Origin of the sequence: Streptomyces sp. HUAS CB01 (assembly GCF_030406905.1) — a bacterium.
Lineage (GTDB): Bacteria > Actinomycetota > Actinomycetes > Streptomycetales > Streptomycetaceae > Streptomyces > Streptomyces chengbuensis.
The window spans coordinates 21380-34857 of sequence record NZ_CP129137.1; the positions used below are offsets into that span (position 1 = coordinate 21380).

A 13478-nucleotide genomic window follows, 5' to 3' on the forward strand; every position below is an offset into this window, starting at 1 on the left:
ACCTCAGTCGGGGCGCAGGTCGATGCTTCATGTCCCGCCAGCCCCGCTCGACTTCGAGGAGCTGCTTGCAGCCGAGCGCAATGTCCTCCGCGGACAGGTCCGGGTCGGAGCATCGCAGCAGGTAGTTGCCGTCGAGGTGCTCCTCGGCCTTGATCTTCGCGGTGTCGATGCGGAGCTTGCTGGCCGGGGTCGTGCGGAGGTAGCGGTGAGGCCGGGCTTGTCGGCGATCTTGCCGCGGAGCTCGCCACGCTTGAAGTCGCTGAGCTTGTCGGTGTCTTCGATCAGGGTCGTGAGCGGGGAGACGAGCTGCTTGCGTAGGTGCTGGTCACGGGTGGCGGCTTCGGGGTTGTGGCAGATCACGAACCGTTCGGTTCCGGAGATCCGCACCTCCTGGACCCGCATGTTCTGGGCGATCTCGCCGTAGCAGCCCTGTCCAGTCCCGCATGTCGTCCTTGACCTGCCGGATCAGCTTCTGGTCACCGGTGTTGCCGGGCCAGGACCAGACGCGGACCGGGATCCCGTCCCTCGTGACGGCCATCCCGATCACGATCTGCGGCAGGTCGTCGCGGAGTCCTTGGACCTGCCGAAGGTAGGGAACCCGGCCTGATCCGCGGGCTCGCCGTTCTCTTCAGCGGGTGAGCGGTCGTCCGTCGGGAGGCGGCCCTTGTCGTCGCGGGCGACGGGTTCGTCGGCATCCTCTCGTTCGAAGCAGGTGCTGGTGGTGTCGAAGAACAGCAGGTCGACCTCGAGGTTGAGGAGGGTCGCGACCTCGTATGGGGCCGTACACCGGACGGCCGAGAAACGTCAGCCCATCGGTCATCGTCGAGACCGACTGATCTTCTCCATCACTGCCCCTTTGAGTCGTCCCGACCGTTTACTTGACACTCGCCCCTGCCCCGCAGCGCGACACGAAGGATTGCCCACACTCCGTCCGCTCAAGTTTAGTGAGCTGACCGGCTCTCAGCTTGACTCTGTCGGGGATCTTGGATTTTCCCAGTGCAGCAGCATGATCAGCGGGCATGCTCGGGGCTGTTTCGCAGGCCGATACAGTTGTCGAGGTGTCCGTTGTCGCTCCGTCCCCGTTCCGGTGAGCAAGTCCCGTCTCTGACCGCGCAGATCGCGCGGGCGAGCAACCCGGGCGGTACGACTGCAATGTGGGTAAGAGACCGCCTCGACGGGCTGTGGTGCGACAAGGACTTCGCCGGCTGGTACCCGCGCGACGGACGCCCCGGCATCTCGCCGGCCCAACTGGCCACCGTATGTGTGCTGCAGTTCCTGCTCGGTCTGTCGGACCGGCAGGCGGCCGAGGCGGTGCGCTGCCGCATCGATTTCAAGTACGCGCTGGCCATGGAGATGGACGATCCCGGCTTCCACCACAGCGTGCTGGCCGACTTCCGCGAGCGCCTCGCCCAGGACGACCGCGCCGACCGACTTCTCGATCTGGCGCCCGCCCGCCTGAAGGAAGCTGGCCTCGTGTGCGAGCGCACCTCACCCACGTCCTGGCCGCAGTGCGCGACCTGACCCGGCTGGAACTGGTCACCGAGGCAGTCCGCGCCGTCCTGGAGGAAGCGGCCCGCACCGCTGATCACCTGCTGACCGGCCTGGTCGACGAGGACTGGGGGCGCCGCTACGGCCGTCCGGTCCGTCTGGGCAAGAACCCCACCCGGCCCAAGACCAGAATCCTCGCCGCCGGCGACGACGCCTGCCGGCTGTTAGAGCACCTCCACCGGCAGGGATCGGGCTACCGGCCTGGCCCGCAGGCCGAGGCGCTGCGGCAGATCGTCGTGCAGAACTACTACCGTGACGCGGCAGGCTGCCTGCGCTGGCGGACCGCCGACGACGGTGGGCTACCGCCCTCCTCCTCGGCGATCGTCTCCCCTTACGAACAGGGACTCGATCTCCCGGTTCCCCATGGGCATGTCGGAGTCCGGGTAGGTCCTGCCATCTCTGAAGTCGTACGTGTCCCTCGATCTACGGGCCGAGAGGCCAAGGCGGGCGCGGGAGGTCGTCCGTCACTGACCGGGCTCCACGGCGGCCGCCTTCCGACGCAGTCGGCTGTACTCCGCCAGGAGCCGGGCGGATTCGTCGGGGTTTTCCGACTTCGCAGCGCGGGCTTCGAGATCCTGCAAGTGCGCTTCGAGGCGGGGATCGCGGGCGATGGCGTACTGGGTCCACCACAGGCGCAGGAACGCGGGCACTGGAGTGAGGTTGAACGCCTCCCCGATCGCGCGGCGCCAATGGGCCTCGAAGTCGGGCAGCAGATGCGGGGCGTGTTCCTGGATGGCCAGGCGCAGAGCCTGGGGGGTGCGTTCGGGCATCGGCGGCACCCGGCGCGGGTTCCCGCCGCCGGGTCCGTCGAAGTGCACGGGCTGCGCAGTCATGACGATCAGAGCTCCTGTGTCTGCGAGGCCGGGCCTCAGGCTGCGTCCTGGCCGCCGTTCGGCTGCTGGACTGCGACCTGCTGATAGTGCTCAAACCACTCGGCGGGCACCAGGTAGGCGAGAGTCCTGCCCTTGCGGGTGATCGCGGCCGCCTCACCGGCGATCCGGGTCCGGTCGAGGATTTCGCCCATCTGCTTGCGCAGGTCGATCGTCGTGTACGTTCTCGTCTCCATGCCCAGCACCTTACTCCAACTATCATAGTTGCGATAGTTGCGTACAACGACCCCGGCCACCTCCCCCGCCGACAAATGAACCGCTTCGGGTTCGGTAGGGACTCGATAATTTGAGAGGATCGAGTCATGGCACGTCCTTCCCCGGACCTGCTTGAGCTGTGCCGTCGTGCGGTGCGCATGGTCGCCGAGGTGCGGCCCGACTACGACACCGAGTGGGCCGCGATGAAAGCGGTCGCCGTGAAGCTCGGTATCGGCACGACCGAGACGCTGCGCAAGTGGGTCCGTCAGGACGAGATCGATGCCGGAACCCGGCCTGGGACGACGACGGAGGAGTCCGCGCAGATCAAGGCGATGAAGAAGGAGATCGCCGAGCTGAAGCGGGCCAACGAGATCCTGAAGGCCGCGGCGAGTTTCTTTCGCAGCCGAACTCGACCGGCCACACACACGCTCGTAGCGTTCATCGACGAGCACAAGGGCCGCTTCGGCGGAGTCGAGCCGATCTGCCGTGTTCTGACCGACCACGACTGCAAGATGAGGTTGATCCCCGGGAGTGGACACCGAGTTTCATGCGACGAGTGACAGCGTACGTGACGTGATCAGTTGCTGTTCGAACTCGACCGGTGTGAGGTAGCCGAGGGCGGAATGCCGACGGCGCCGGTTGTAGTACGACAGCCAGCGGAACAGCTCCAGCCGAGTCTGAGTCTTCGAAGTCCAGCGCCTGCCGTGGAGCAATTCGCGCTTGAGGCCCTGGAAGAACGACTCGGCGAGGGCATTGTCGTAGCTCGAGCCGACCCGGCCCATGCTGCGCCGGATGCCGTGGCGGCGGCATACCTCGGCGAAGGCGGCCGCGCTGTATTGGGCGCCCTTGTCGGTGTGGAAAACGACGCCGTGCACCCGACCTCCGCGGGCGGCCACAGCCATCTCGATCGCGTCGGTGACCAGCAAGGTGCGCATGTGGTCGGCGATTGACCAGCCCACCACCTTCCTCGAGCAGATGTCGATCACCGTAGCGAGATAAAGCCACGTCGCGCCGACGGCTATGTAAGTGATGTCGCCGCACCACCTGGTGTTCAGCGTGTCCGCGGTGAAGTCGCGCATCACCAGGTCAGGCGCGGGCGGCGCGGTCCTGTCCGCGATCGTCGTCCGCTTCTTCCTCCGCAGGTGACGGCCGACGATGTGGTTGATCCGCATCAGCCGGGTGACGCGCTTGCGGTTGATCCTGCGTCCCCTCGCACGCAGTTCAGCATGGACGCGCGGAGCCCCATACGCCCCTGGTGTTCGGCATGGATGGCGCGGATCTCGCTCACGGTCCGCTTCTCCTCGGCCCGGCGCTCGGCTCGGGCCTGCTCGGTGGCCAGGTGCCGGTAGTAGCCGGCGCGGGACACCCCGAGCACCCGGCAGATCCGCTTGACGCCGAAGTCGGCGCGGTTGTTGGAGATGAAGTCCCAGCGGCGGGGGCTCACTTCACCTCCCGAGCGAAATAGGCCGCTGCTCGGCGCAGGATCTCGCGCTCCAGCTGCCACTCCTGCTCGGCCTTGAGCAGCCGGGCGTTCTCGGCCCGTAGGCGGGCCAGCTCCTCCTCCGCGCTCACGCTGCCGTCACGGCCCACGGTTACGGCCTGGGCCTCGTCCTTGCGCACCCACGTCCGTAGCGACTCCGCGGTGATGCCGAGATCCGCCGCCACCGCCGCATACGTCCGCTTCCCGGCCGCGGCCCGGTAGAGCGCGACCGCGTCCTTCCTGAACTCCTCCGGATACGGAGACTTGCGTCCCACCTGAACATCCCTCCCTGGACCATCAAGATCCATTGTCAGGGTGTCCACTCCAAAGGATCATCCTCAGTCGACCACCTCGGCGAGTGTGCGGAGCCGAAGGCCGGCCGCGATGGTGCAGCCCTGCTGGGCCAGCAGCGGCCGTACTTCACTGATCGCACGCGTGATGGTGGAACGGTCCACGTCGAACCAGCAGGCCAGCACGTCATGGGTGGCGCCGTGGCGGAGGTGAACCAGCGTGGCCAGGAGCCGGTCGACAAAGACGAGTTTGTGTTTGGCACCAGCACCGACAGCTCGCCGACGCGGTCGCGAAGCGAGTGCTGCCTGGTGCCGTTCCTGCCACAACGGGCCGATCAGTCCTACGAGCTCGGCGATCACCTCAGGGTCCAGTCCGGTGATCTGTCGACTGCGGATGATCGCTGCACGCGTCCGGTTCCCCACCACACAGACCATGATCGATGATCAAGGTCTCGACGTGCCACCGCCAACCATGCACGAGCTCGTTAGGACCACTGCCGGGGCCTGTACGAACAGGGACGGGCTCCCGCCCCACTCACGCAGCTCTACGAACGGCATGCCGTGCACGCGCAGGTGGCGGACACAGGCCCCCGATGACGGATGGCCCTCGTGCATAGGAGGGAAAAATATCCGCGAAGGCGGCCGGTGAGCCCGGATAGTCTCTGTCTTCCTTGTCCACAAAGCCCGGGGGGGCGCATGCTTTCAGGTACACCAAGGCGCAAGGCGACAAGCACGGTGCTGGCCGTTGGCGCCCTCGTCATGTGTGGCTGCTCTTCACAGCAGGAAGCCGGTGCCTCGGCGCACCCCTCGAAGTCGACAGCGTCCGCCCCAGCCCATGCACGGCCGTTGACGACCATGCAACTGAAACAGCTCGCCTTCAAGGAGGGGGAGGTCCCCCAGGCCCGCGAAGGCGGGATACCTGTCACGGAACCCGAGCCGGAGGGAACGGGACGCTCCTTCCCGCCCGTGTCCGATCCCGCCTGCCAGACCATGATTGACATAAGCAGTGGTCAAGGTGCATCGGCCCGCATCTTCCAGATCTTCAACTGGAAGCGCGACATCTGGGGCGGCGGGTCCACTCTCGCGTCCTACGAGGACGGAAAAGCCGAGGAGGCCTTCGCGAAGCTCGAGCAAGCACTCGCCACATGCCGCTCCTTCGAGGGAGAGGGCTACGGGGGGAAGTTCAAGGCGACCGTGGTGGTAGAAGGCGCGCCGCAGGTCGGCGACGAGGCCGTGAGCTTCCGAGAGATCGTCCCCATGGGCCCGGAGTACCGCGGAGACCGCAATGAGCAGTACATCGTGGTGCGCGCCGGGAACACCATCGCGGCGTTCACTCGGCTCAACGTCGCCGGCAGCTCGTCCTTCCCGTCCGCACTGGTCAACCGGCAAGTGGATCGACTGAGCAACGCCCAGCACCACTGAACTCAGGCAGGAGGCAGCATGACCGGCCGACGGCTCCGCCATGTCACCGTCGGCCGGTCGTATGTCCGCCGGTCAGTCCGACCAGATGCCGGCTGACCCGGTAGCCGCTCGCTACGATTTGCACCGACTTCGCCGCCATCCGGCCTCGATCCGACCGGCGAGAAGCCGGTGCTCTTGTGCTCGCACAGGATGGGACCGGGCGGGCAGTTGGGATTATTGTTGAGCTTGTACCACGCCTCCTCCCAATCTCCGTCGGGGGTGTTGCGCTCGATCTCGGCTGCCCAGGTGAGGGAGCTGTCGATGCCGCGATGCTCACGGAGCCACCGGTTGAAGTCGTCTTCGGGCCAGAAGGCCCAGGGTTCGTCGATGCTGTGCACGGCGAGTGCTACCCGGTAGCCGATGAGCCTGGACTGCAGGTGCTGGAGTGAGCCGCCGGGCAGCCACATGCCGGGCCGGAGACGGATCTGGTCCAGGAAGTCGTACACGTCCGTGCAGCCCTGCCAGCGCTTGGCCGTGAGGGCCGGGAGATCTTCGGTCGACATGTTCCGACCCTACGGTGCGAACGGGTGCTGTCGTCGGCCGGAGGGGTGCGAGCGCAAGGCGATCACATGCGGTCGGTTGGGGGCATCTGCGGTCACCCTCTGCGATCTTGCTAGTGCGGGCCCTATGTTCGGCTGGGGCCTGGAGTGCCATCGGACCCTGGGTCGGCAAGTGAAGGTGGGGCCGGTATGACGCCACTGTTCGAGCGTCTGGATCCAAGGCGCCCTCCTCGTCGACGGCTCCCTCGCCTGCCCCGCCATGCCGGACGCACTGGCCCACGCGACCGCCGAGCTCGACGACAAAGCCGTACGCAGCATCGACGACAGCGGCGACCTCCGCCATCTGACCGCATCCCGGGAGCCGTACTTCCTCAGGCTCAAGCAGTCTGCGGACGAGCGGGGCGCGATCAGGCTCCAGTGCCCGGCCAGCGGGCCTTCGCCCGCCGTGTCGTGTCCCCGCTTCAACCAGGTCCACCGCGTCCCGGCACCGCGGCCGGCCTGGGTGGACCTCACCAACAAGCGAGCCACCGCCGCACACAGCGCGGCCAAACCCACCGTCCCCATCCCCAAGGCGAACGGCTGCGGCCGCTTCCCAAGGGCGAGCTGCCACGGATCTGTCAGAAGCCCACGATCACCGTCCGGCCCGGTGACCTCGGCAAGCTCGACATGTTCCGCCAGGACCGGCACTACCTCCACCCCACGTGGCAGGACGCCTACCGGCCCGAGCGGGCGAACATCGAGGGTCTCAACGGCAGGGCCAAGAGAAGAACGAGGCCGGCCGGGTCGCCACCACGTGAAGTGGCGACCCAGACTCACCTTCTGAGCCCCGGTCAGTCGACCAGCAGCACCAGCTTGCCCGTCGTCCGGCCGGTGTCGCCCAGATCGTGCGCCTTGGCGGCATCGGCCAGCGGGAAGGTCCCCGCGATCGTCGCCTTCAGCTTCCCCGACTCCACCAGCTCCGCGACCGCCTCCATCCCGGCCCGGTCGGCTTCCACCAGCATCCGCACCGCCCGCACGCCCAGCCGCTCGGCCTCCTCGTAGAACTCCGGCGGGCCGACCGGCAGGACCGACACCACGATCCCGCCGGGCCGCAGCACCCGCAGCGACCGCACCGACGTCTCACCGCCGAGCGTGTCCAGGACGACGTCGACGTCCCGGACGGCCTCCGTCACGTCGGTGGACCGGTAGTCGATCGTCTCGTCCACGCCGATCTCCCGCAGGAAGTCGTGCTTGCCCGCGCTCGCCGTACCGATCACGTACGCGCCGCGCGCCTTGGCGATCTGCACGGCGACGTGCCCCAGCCCGCCGGCCGCCGCATGGACCAGCACCCGCTGCCCGGGCCGCACATCGGCGTACTCCGTCAGCGCCTGCCACGCGGTCAGCGACACCAGCGGCAGCGCGCCCGCCTGGACGTGGTCGATCGAGGCCGGCTTGTGCGTCAGGGCGCGCGCCGGGACGGTGACGTACTCGGCGTGCGAGCCGTGGCCGAACGGGTAGGGCAGCATGCCGAAGACCTCGTCGCCGGGCTTGAAGGCGGCCACGCCGATCCCGGTCTCGGCGACCTCGCCGGAGAGGTCCCAGCCCAGGACGAACGGCGGCTCGCCCAGGAGACCGCCGGTGGCCCGGTGCTTCCAGTCGGTGGGGTTGACCCCGGCGGCCCGCACCCGGACCAGCACCTCGTTCGGGCGCGGCGCGGGCCGCCCGACCCGCACTTCCCTCAGAACCTCGGGACCGCCGAGGACGCCCTGGCTGATGGCTCGCATCGTGTTCGCATCGTTCATGGTCACCCAGCCTGCCAAGGTCCGCCCGGCCCGGAAACGGCATGATTGCCAACACTCGATAGGATCGTGCCATGAGTGGCAAGCGGGAACCGGAGCGCGTGGCCGTCCTGGCGCTCGACGGCGTCTACCCCTTCGAGCTGGGCATCCCCAGCCGCATCCTCGGCGCCGCCGACGGCCGCTACGAGGTGCTGACCTGCACCGTCGACGGCCGGCCGGTGCGCACCAACGCCGACTTCACGATCGGCGTCGCGCACGGCCCGGAGATCCTCGACACGGCGGACACGGTGGTGGTCACCTCCATGCCGCCCGACTACATCCCGCCGCGGCTGCCCGACGAGGTCACGGCCGCCCTCGCCCGCATCCGCCCGGACGCGCGCATCGTCTCCATCTGCACCGCCGCCTTCATCCTCGCCGAGGCCGGGCTCCTCGACGGCCGCAAGGCCACCACTCACTGGCAGGCGGCCGACGAGTTCCGGTGCCGGTACCCGAAGGTCGAGCTCGACCCGGACGTCCTGTTCGTCGACGACGGCCGCATCCTCACCTCGGCCGGAGCCGCCTCCGGCGTCGACATCTGCCTGCACATCGTCCGCACCGACCACGGCAGCGACCTGGCGAACACCGTCGCCCGCCGCTGTGTTGTGCCTCCGTTCCGCGACGGAGGCCAGGCGCAGTACATCGAGCAGCCGGTGCCCGTCAGCGGCGCCGCGAGCACCGCCGCCACCCGCGCCTGGGCCCTGGAGCGCCTCGATGAGCCCCTCACCCTCTCCGACCTCGCCGGGCACGCCCGGATGAGCCTGCGCACCTTCGCCCGCCGCTTCAACGACGAGGTGGGCCTCAGCCCCGGCCGCTGGCTGATCCAGCAGCGCCTCGCCCGCGCCCGGCACCTGCTGGAGTCCAGCGACCTGCCGGTGGACCGGATCGCCGCCGAGGTCGGCTTCGCGACCGGCGCCTCCCTGCGGCAGCACCTGCAGGCGGCGATCGGGGTGTCCCCGCAGGCGTACCGGCGGACCTTTCAGAAGGCCCGCTGACCTTGTTCACGTCCAGTGCGATCGCGAGGCCGCCCGGTCTTCCCAAGGTCCGCACAACACCGCGAACCGGTGTCCACCTTCCGAGGTGACCCTCCGTAATGGTGTACGCGCAGACCGAGGTGTGCAAGGATCTCATCGCCCTGCAGCTGAAGGAGGGCGCTCCGCTGCCGTTCGAGGCGGAGGCGCTCGCGGTCGAGGGCGCGGAGAGCGAACGGCCGCGCGTGCGTATCCGCTGCGAGGGGGACGAGGGCGTACTGGAGTGCGGCTACGTGGTCGGATGCGACGGCTTCTGGGGCGTGGCCCGCAAGGCGGTGCCGGCCTCCCTCTCCCATGAGTTCGAGCGGCGTACCCGTTCGGGTGGCTCGGCGTCCTCGCCGACGTACCGCCGTCGCACGACGACGCCCGGCACGACCGCGGATTCGCCCTGCTGTCCATGCGGTCGCCGTCCGTGTCCCGCCTCTACCTCCAGGTGCCGGACGGCACCGACGCCGGGGCATGGGACGACGACGAGATCTGGGCGGAGCTGGAGCGGCGGATCGAGACCGCCGACGGATGGCGGCTGCGGCGCGGGCCCATCACCCAGAAGTCGGTGACGCCGATGCGGTCCTTCGTGTGTGCCGGTGGCGCGTTCGATCGCGGTGGCCGCTGCCTCGAACGAGCCGCGCGCCGCCTCGATCGCGGCGAGCTTTTTGAGCTCGTGCGAGTGCCGCCCGACCGGCAGATCCAGTTCGGCATCGGTCCTCCACGCTGCCGAACCGCGTGGACAGCAGCCGCTTGTACCCGCCTCGGCGGCGCGCCGCACCCTCCGCGAGGTCCCGGCCCGACAGGTGGATGTTCGTTATGACCCACCACAAGCGTCCTTCGTTCACACTCTCGGACACCACGTTCCACTTCGTCGCCGGCAATCCGGCCACGGTCCTTGAGCTGGCGCGGGAGGCGGCTCGGGGCAAGAATGTCCGACTCGGCGGCGGGGTCACCACCATCCGGCAGTTCCTGGATGCCGACCTCGTCGACACCATGCATGTGGCGGTCTCACCGGTGAAGCTCGGATCCGGACTGCGGCTCTGGGACTCCCCCGATGAGCTCCTCGACCGGTTCCACCTTGAGGTCGCGCCCAGCCCGAGCGGTGTGACGCACCACCTGTTCTGGCGAAAGTGACACGAGGAGTCCGCGACGTGCCCTCTTTGGAGTGAATGCGCTGCTCCGTCCGCTCGGCGACGGCAGGGTTTGTGCGTCGATCACGGTCCTGTCGGGAGGCCGGGATGGGGTTGTCGCGAACGGAGCTGTTCGCCGCGCTCCCGGCGGGACAAACTTCTCGATCCGGAGATGTCACAGCGGGCACTCGCGGAGAAGTACGACGCGTGCACCGACGGACTGTGCGGCAGGTGACCTCTGCGGTCCCGCCGCAGAGGAAGAAGCCAGCGCCCTGGACCACGGTTTCGGACCCGGCCAAGGGCTGGATCGACGCGATACTGCGGGAGGATGCGACCGCGACGCGCAAGCAGAAGTACACCGCCCGCCGGATCCATCAGCGTCTGGCGCAGGAGTACGGCTTCTACCAGGCGTCGTACTCCACGGTCTGCAACTACTTCCTGGCCAGACGTCCGCAGGTCGAGGCGGAGGTGTTGGAGGGATGCCGGCATCTGACCGGCATGGTTCCCCAGGTCCACCTGCCCGGCGAGGAAGCCGAGGAGGACTGTAAAACGTTCGGGTCTCTTCCGTAGTCGGTGGTGACGGAGGGTGTGGTCAGGCCAGGAGGATGCGGTGGCGGAGGAGGGGGAAGCTCGCGCGGCCGTACAGGAGATCGACACCTGCAGCTTGTGCTCGTCGCGCAGCCGCTGGTGGATCGTCGAGACGGTCACCGTCCCGAGCAGGGTCTTGATGTAATCCCGGTGCTGATCGATGTCCGCCAGGTCACCTGCCTGAGCCGTCTGTCGATGAGCCCGGGGAACCACTCCTTGATCAGCTTCGACCAGTCGGCCTCGCTCATCGGCGGCCCGCCCGGGCTGATCCCGGCGGCTTCCGCCGGGGCAAATTACTTCCTGACCGTCTTGCGGTCCACCCCCAACGACGCAGCCAGCTCGCTCTTCGAGCGACCCGCGTACCAGTGGACGTAGATCTCGGTGATGTCGACCACGACGAACGTTCTCCTCGCCATCCGGGCTGCCCATCGGCCATCCGAACCACGGGACGAGGAACACGAGCAGCTCCGCGACGACCAGGTCCCTCGACCCCGACCTCCGCGCCACCCATGGCCAATTAGGAGAATTCAGGATGGGGAATTACATGACACTCAAGCCGCCCAACCTGGGGAAAAACTTGATCGTCGACACCCGTCAAATCTACAACTCCAACGGCTCACGCCAGGTGGAAGAGCTAGGGCCGTTGCGCAGGGTTGAGCTGACGGCCGACGTCAAGTCGGGCACCACCACGTTGGTCTCGGCCGGTACATCAGTCACGGCGCGATCCCGGACGCTCTTCGAGCACGACGGCGGACGGCCCACCGATGGCACCGCCACGGTCAAGGACCAGGTCACGCGGACCACCATCGGCGTCCAACTGCGCGAGCATCCGACCGCCCTCGGCGACACCAGCGTCACCGAGACCGTCTACGACTGGGCCAAGGGCCTTCCGATCAAGACCATCCAGGACCCGGACTGGGACTTTCGAGCAGCCTTAACGGCAGCAGAGCATCTCCCGCATGTGCACCCGCGTCTCACGCGCACCACAGCCGCACACGGGCTGGAGCGGGTCCGCCCCGCCGACCAGCCGTGACGCTGGAGGCGCAGACCAGGGCGGTCAGCCGAGGGGGTCAGGGGACTGGCGGTGACCGACGACCCCGGCACCAGGCCACCGCCTCCGCGACGGAGCTGCGGCCACACCATCAACCGCAAGCCCGCAGCACCCTTGCCGCCCTGCGGGCCCGGGAGCGCGGCCACACCGCGCATGAGGGGGAAGCGAGGACGCCGCGTGTCCGCATGCCCATGTCGAGGTGCTGCCGTCCCGCAGAGGTTTGCGTGGGCGGGAAGGGCGTCGCCGGGGACGGCGGGTAAGCGATGCGAGGCCCTTCTTCCATGCACCCGCGCCGGTCGACTCACCGGAACAGGCCCTTGTTCGAACCCTTCCGGCCACACGGACGGATAGAAGAACGGCCAGTAAGAGGTCGTCTCATTTGGCCTGTTCGATAGTCTGCGGTCGTGGGGATCGTGGAGCGTCTGGTGCCGGATGAGTTGTGGGAGTTGTTCGAGCGGGTGGTGCCGCCTGCTCCGACGCGGCCGCAGGGTGGCGGCCGACGACGGTACGGGGACCGCGAGGTGCTGGCGGCGATCGTCTTCGTGGCCACGTCGGGCTGTACATGGCGGCAGTTGCCGCCATCGTTCGGCCCGTCCGGGCCGACGGCCCATCGCCGGTTCACCGAGTGGAGCAAGGCGCGGGTGTGGGCCAAGCTCCATCGCCTGGTGCTGGACGAGCTCGGCGCGCGGGGCGAGCTGGATTGGAGCCGGTGTGCGATCGACTCGGTGAACATGCGGGCCCTGAAAGGGGGGACCTGACAGGTCCGAATCCTGTCGACCGGGGCAAGAAGGGTTCGAAAGTACACTTGATCACCGAGCGGACCGGTCTGCCCCTCTCCATCGGCATCTCCGGCGCCAACCTGCACGACAGCCAGGCCCTCGAACCCCTCGTCCGAGGCATCCCGCCGATCCGCTCCCGACGCGGGCCCCGCAGGCGCCGACCGGGCAAGCTCCATGCCGACAAGGGCTACGACTACGACCACCTGCGCCGATGGTTACGCGGACGGGGCATCACCCATCGCATCGCCCGCAAGGGCATCGAGTCGTCCACGCGGCTCGGCCGCCACCGCTGGACCGTCGAACGGACGATGGCCTGGCTCGCCGGCTGCCGCCGCCTCCACCGACGCTACGAGCGCAAGGCCGACCACTTCCTCGCCTTCACCAGCATTGCCTGCACCCTCATCTGCTATCGCAGACTCACCAAATGAGACGACGTCTAAGGCGACCGGTCTTCCTGTGGCCTGGCCCCGCACCGGAGAGGTATCGCCCGGGGGCGACCGAGACGCACGGCACCTTCACATTTGTGCAGATGGCGGGGTGAGAGAGGGGGCAGGTTGCCAGAGGGCGACCCATGCGGGATCGTTGCCGGAGGGAAACAATTTCTTTCGAGTTGATGAGGTGAGGGATTCGCCCAGCGGGTCCTCGACATTTGGTTTCCACTCAAGCGCAGACGGTCGCGGACGCGGAGCCGGACTTCCCGTGGGGCCGTGCCCCATACCCAGTCCTGGTCGCT

At 68.1% G+C, this 13478-nt stretch carries 13 protein-coding genes and 4 pseudogenes; 9 read left to right on the top strand and 8 right to left on the bottom strand.

Annotation, left to right across the window (positions count from 1 at the left end; translation table 11 throughout):
• Window position 1: 1 nt before the first annotated feature.
• A pseudogene (locus tag QRN89_RS35745) lies at window positions 2-774 on the bottom strand (transposase); the annotation flags it as partial.
• A 378-nt stretch (window positions 775-1152) separates the two neighbouring features.
• Between QRN89_RS35745 and QRN89_RS00075 the strand changes: the two are divergent.
• The gene (locus tag QRN89_RS00075; protein ID WP_290347292.1) at window positions 1153-1521 is read left to right on the top strand and encodes a transposase; all 369 of its coding nucleotides are present in this window, start codon (window positions 1153-1155) and stop codon (window positions 1519-1521) included.
• 491 nt (window positions 1522-2012) lie between these two features.
• Here the strand turns inward: QRN89_RS00075 and QRN89_RS00080 are convergent, their stop codons facing one another.
• Both QRN89_RS00080 and QRN89_RS00085 read right to left on the bottom strand, forming a co-directional pair.
• Complete coding sequence (locus tag QRN89_RS00080) at window positions 2013-2381, bottom strand: DUF6247 family protein (protein WP_290347293.1); 369 nt, start codon at window positions 2379-2381, stop codon at window positions 2013-2015.
• A gap of 35 nt (window positions 2382-2416) precedes the next feature.
• Complete coding sequence (locus tag QRN89_RS00085) at window positions 2417-2614, bottom strand: type II toxin-antitoxin system Phd/YefM family antitoxin (protein WP_290347294.1); 198 nt, start codon at window positions 2612-2614, stop codon at window positions 2417-2419.
• Between the two features lie 126 nt (window positions 2615-2740).
• Between QRN89_RS00085 and QRN89_RS00090 the strand changes: the two genes are divergently transcribed.
• A complete protein-coding gene (locus QRN89_RS00090) occupies window positions 2741-3193 on the top strand; it encodes a transposase (protein ID WP_290347295.1) in 453 nt (150 codons plus the stop codon).
• Here QRN89_RS00090 and QRN89_RS00095 read toward each other — a convergent pair.
• Both QRN89_RS00095 and QRN89_RS00100 read right to left on the bottom strand, forming a co-directional pair.
• Window positions 3179-4388: pseudogene (locus QRN89_RS00095) on the bottom strand (IS3 family transposase). The gene QRN89_RS00090 and the pseudogene QRN89_RS00095 sit on opposite strands and share 15 nt — an antisense overlap.
• 63 nt (window positions 4389-4451) lie before the next feature.
• Entirely contained in the window at window positions 4452-4829 is a 378-nt protein-coding gene (locus QRN89_RS00100) for a helix-turn-helix domain-containing protein (RefSeq protein ID WP_390702249.1), read from the bottom strand.
• A gap of 429 nt (window positions 4830-5258) precedes the next feature.
• Here QRN89_RS00100 and QRN89_RS00105 point away from each other — a divergent pair, with 429 nt between their 5' ends.
• Window positions 5259-5825: a hypothetical protein gene (locus tag QRN89_RS00105; RefSeq protein WP_290353518.1), complete on the top strand. Its 567-nt coding sequence runs from the start codon at window positions 5259-5261 to the stop codon at window positions 5823-5825.
• Between the two features lie 2 nt (window positions 5826-5827).
• Here the strand turns inward: QRN89_RS00105 and QRN89_RS00110 are convergent, their stop codons facing one another.
• Both QRN89_RS00110 and QRN89_RS00115 read right to left on the bottom strand, forming a co-directional pair.
• Window positions 5828-6367 carry a hypothetical protein gene (locus QRN89_RS00110; RefSeq protein WP_290347296.1) on the bottom strand — a complete coding sequence of 180 codons (540 nt, stop codon included), beginning with the start codon at window positions 6365-6367 and terminating at the stop codon, window positions 5828-5830.
• 827 nt (window positions 6368-7194) lie between these two features.
• Window positions 7195-8145 (bottom strand): NADP-dependent oxidoreductase, encoded by a 951-nt coding sequence (locus QRN89_RS00115; RefSeq protein WP_290347297.1) that lies wholly within the window; start codon window positions 8143-8145, stop codon window positions 7195-7197.
• Between the two features lie 71 nt (window positions 8146-8216).
• Between QRN89_RS00115 and QRN89_RS00120 the strand changes: the two genes are divergently transcribed.
• The 4 genes and pseudogenes from QRN89_RS00120 to QRN89_RS00135 all read left to right on the top strand — a co-directional run bounded on the left by QRN89_RS00120 (window position 8217) and on the right by QRN89_RS00135 (window position 10897).
• Window positions 8217-9173, top strand: coding sequence for a GlxA family transcriptional regulator (locus tag QRN89_RS00120; RefSeq protein ID WP_290347298.1), 957 nt, complete (start codon window positions 8217-8219; stop codon window positions 9171-9173).
• A gap of 92 nt (window positions 9174-9265) precedes the next feature.
• Window positions 9266-9786 (top strand): annotated as a pseudogene (locus QRN89_RS00125) (FAD-dependent monooxygenase); the annotation flags it as partial.
• Between the two features lie 218 nt (window positions 9787-10004).
• A pseudogene (locus QRN89_RS00130) lies at window positions 10005-10331 on the top strand (dihydrofolate reductase family protein); the annotation flags it as partial.
• A 227-nt stretch (window positions 10332-10558) separates the two neighbouring features.
• Window positions 10559-10897, top strand: a complete 339-nt coding sequence (locus QRN89_RS00135; RefSeq protein ID WP_290347299.1) for a hypothetical protein — start codon at window positions 10559-10561, stop codon at window positions 10895-10897.
• Between the two features lie 311 nt (window positions 10898-11208).
• Here the strand turns inward: QRN89_RS00135 and QRN89_RS00140 are convergent, their stop codons facing one another.
• Window positions 11209-11331: a hypothetical protein gene (locus QRN89_RS00140; protein ID WP_290347300.1), complete on the bottom strand. Its 123-nt coding sequence runs from the start codon at window positions 11329-11331 to the stop codon at window positions 11209-11211.
• A gap of 128 nt (window positions 11332-11459) precedes the next feature.
• Between QRN89_RS00140 and QRN89_RS00145 the strand changes: the two genes are divergently transcribed.
• Together QRN89_RS00145 and QRN89_RS00150 are read left to right on the top strand one after the other, a co-directional pair.
• The gene (locus QRN89_RS00145) at window positions 11460-11948 is read left to right on the top strand and encodes a hypothetical protein (protein WP_435833230.1); all 489 of its coding nucleotides are present in this window, start codon (window positions 11460-11462) and stop codon (window positions 11946-11948) included.
• A gap of 428 nt (window positions 11949-12376) precedes the next feature.
• Window positions 12377-13173 (top strand): IS5 family transposase gene (locus QRN89_RS00150; protein WP_435833291.1). Its coding sequence is split into 2 segments (ribosomal slippage): window positions 12377-12707 and window positions 12707-13173, totalling 798 coding nucleotides; the frame shifts between segments, so codons are not numbered across the junction.
• Window positions 13174-13478 lie beyond the last annotated feature (305 nt).

Coding starts and splice junctions, on each gene's coding strand:
- QRN89_RS00075 (WP_290347292.1), top strand. CDS start 1,153: ATGTGGGTAAGAGACCGCCTCGACGGGCTGTGGTGCGACAAGGACTTC.
- QRN89_RS00080 (WP_290347293.1), bottom strand. CDS start 2,381: ATGACTGCGCAGCCCGTGCACTTCGACGGACCCGGCGGCGGGAACCCG.
- QRN89_RS00085 (WP_290347294.1), bottom strand. CDS start 2,614: ATGGAGACGAGAACGTACACGACGATCGACCTGCGCAAGCAGATGGGC.
- QRN89_RS00090 (WP_290347295.1), top strand. CDS start 2,741: ATGGCACGTCCTTCCCCGGACCTGCTTGAGCTGTGCCGTCGTGCGGTG.
- QRN89_RS00105 (WP_290353518.1), top strand. CDS start 5,259: ATGCAACTGAAACAGCTCGCCTTCAAGGAGGGGGAGGTCCCCCAGGCC.
- QRN89_RS00110 (WP_290347296.1), bottom strand. CDS start 6,367: ATGTCGACCGAAGATCTCCCGGCCCTCACGGCCAAGCGCTGGCAGGGC.
- QRN89_RS00115 (WP_290347297.1), bottom strand. CDS start 8,145: ATGAACGATGCGAACACGATGCGAGCCATCAGCCAGGGCGTCCTCGGC.
- QRN89_RS00120 (WP_290347298.1), top strand. CDS start 8,217: ATGAGTGGCAAGCGGGAACCGGAGCGCGTGGCCGTCCTGGCGCTCGAC.
- QRN89_RS00140 (WP_290347300.1), bottom strand. CDS start 11,331: ATGGCGAGGAGAACGTTCGTCGTGGTCGACATCACCGAGATCTACGTC.
- QRN89_RS00145 (WP_435833230.1), top strand. CDS start 11,460: ATGACACTCAAGCCGCCCAACCTGGGGAAAAACTTGATCGTCGACACC.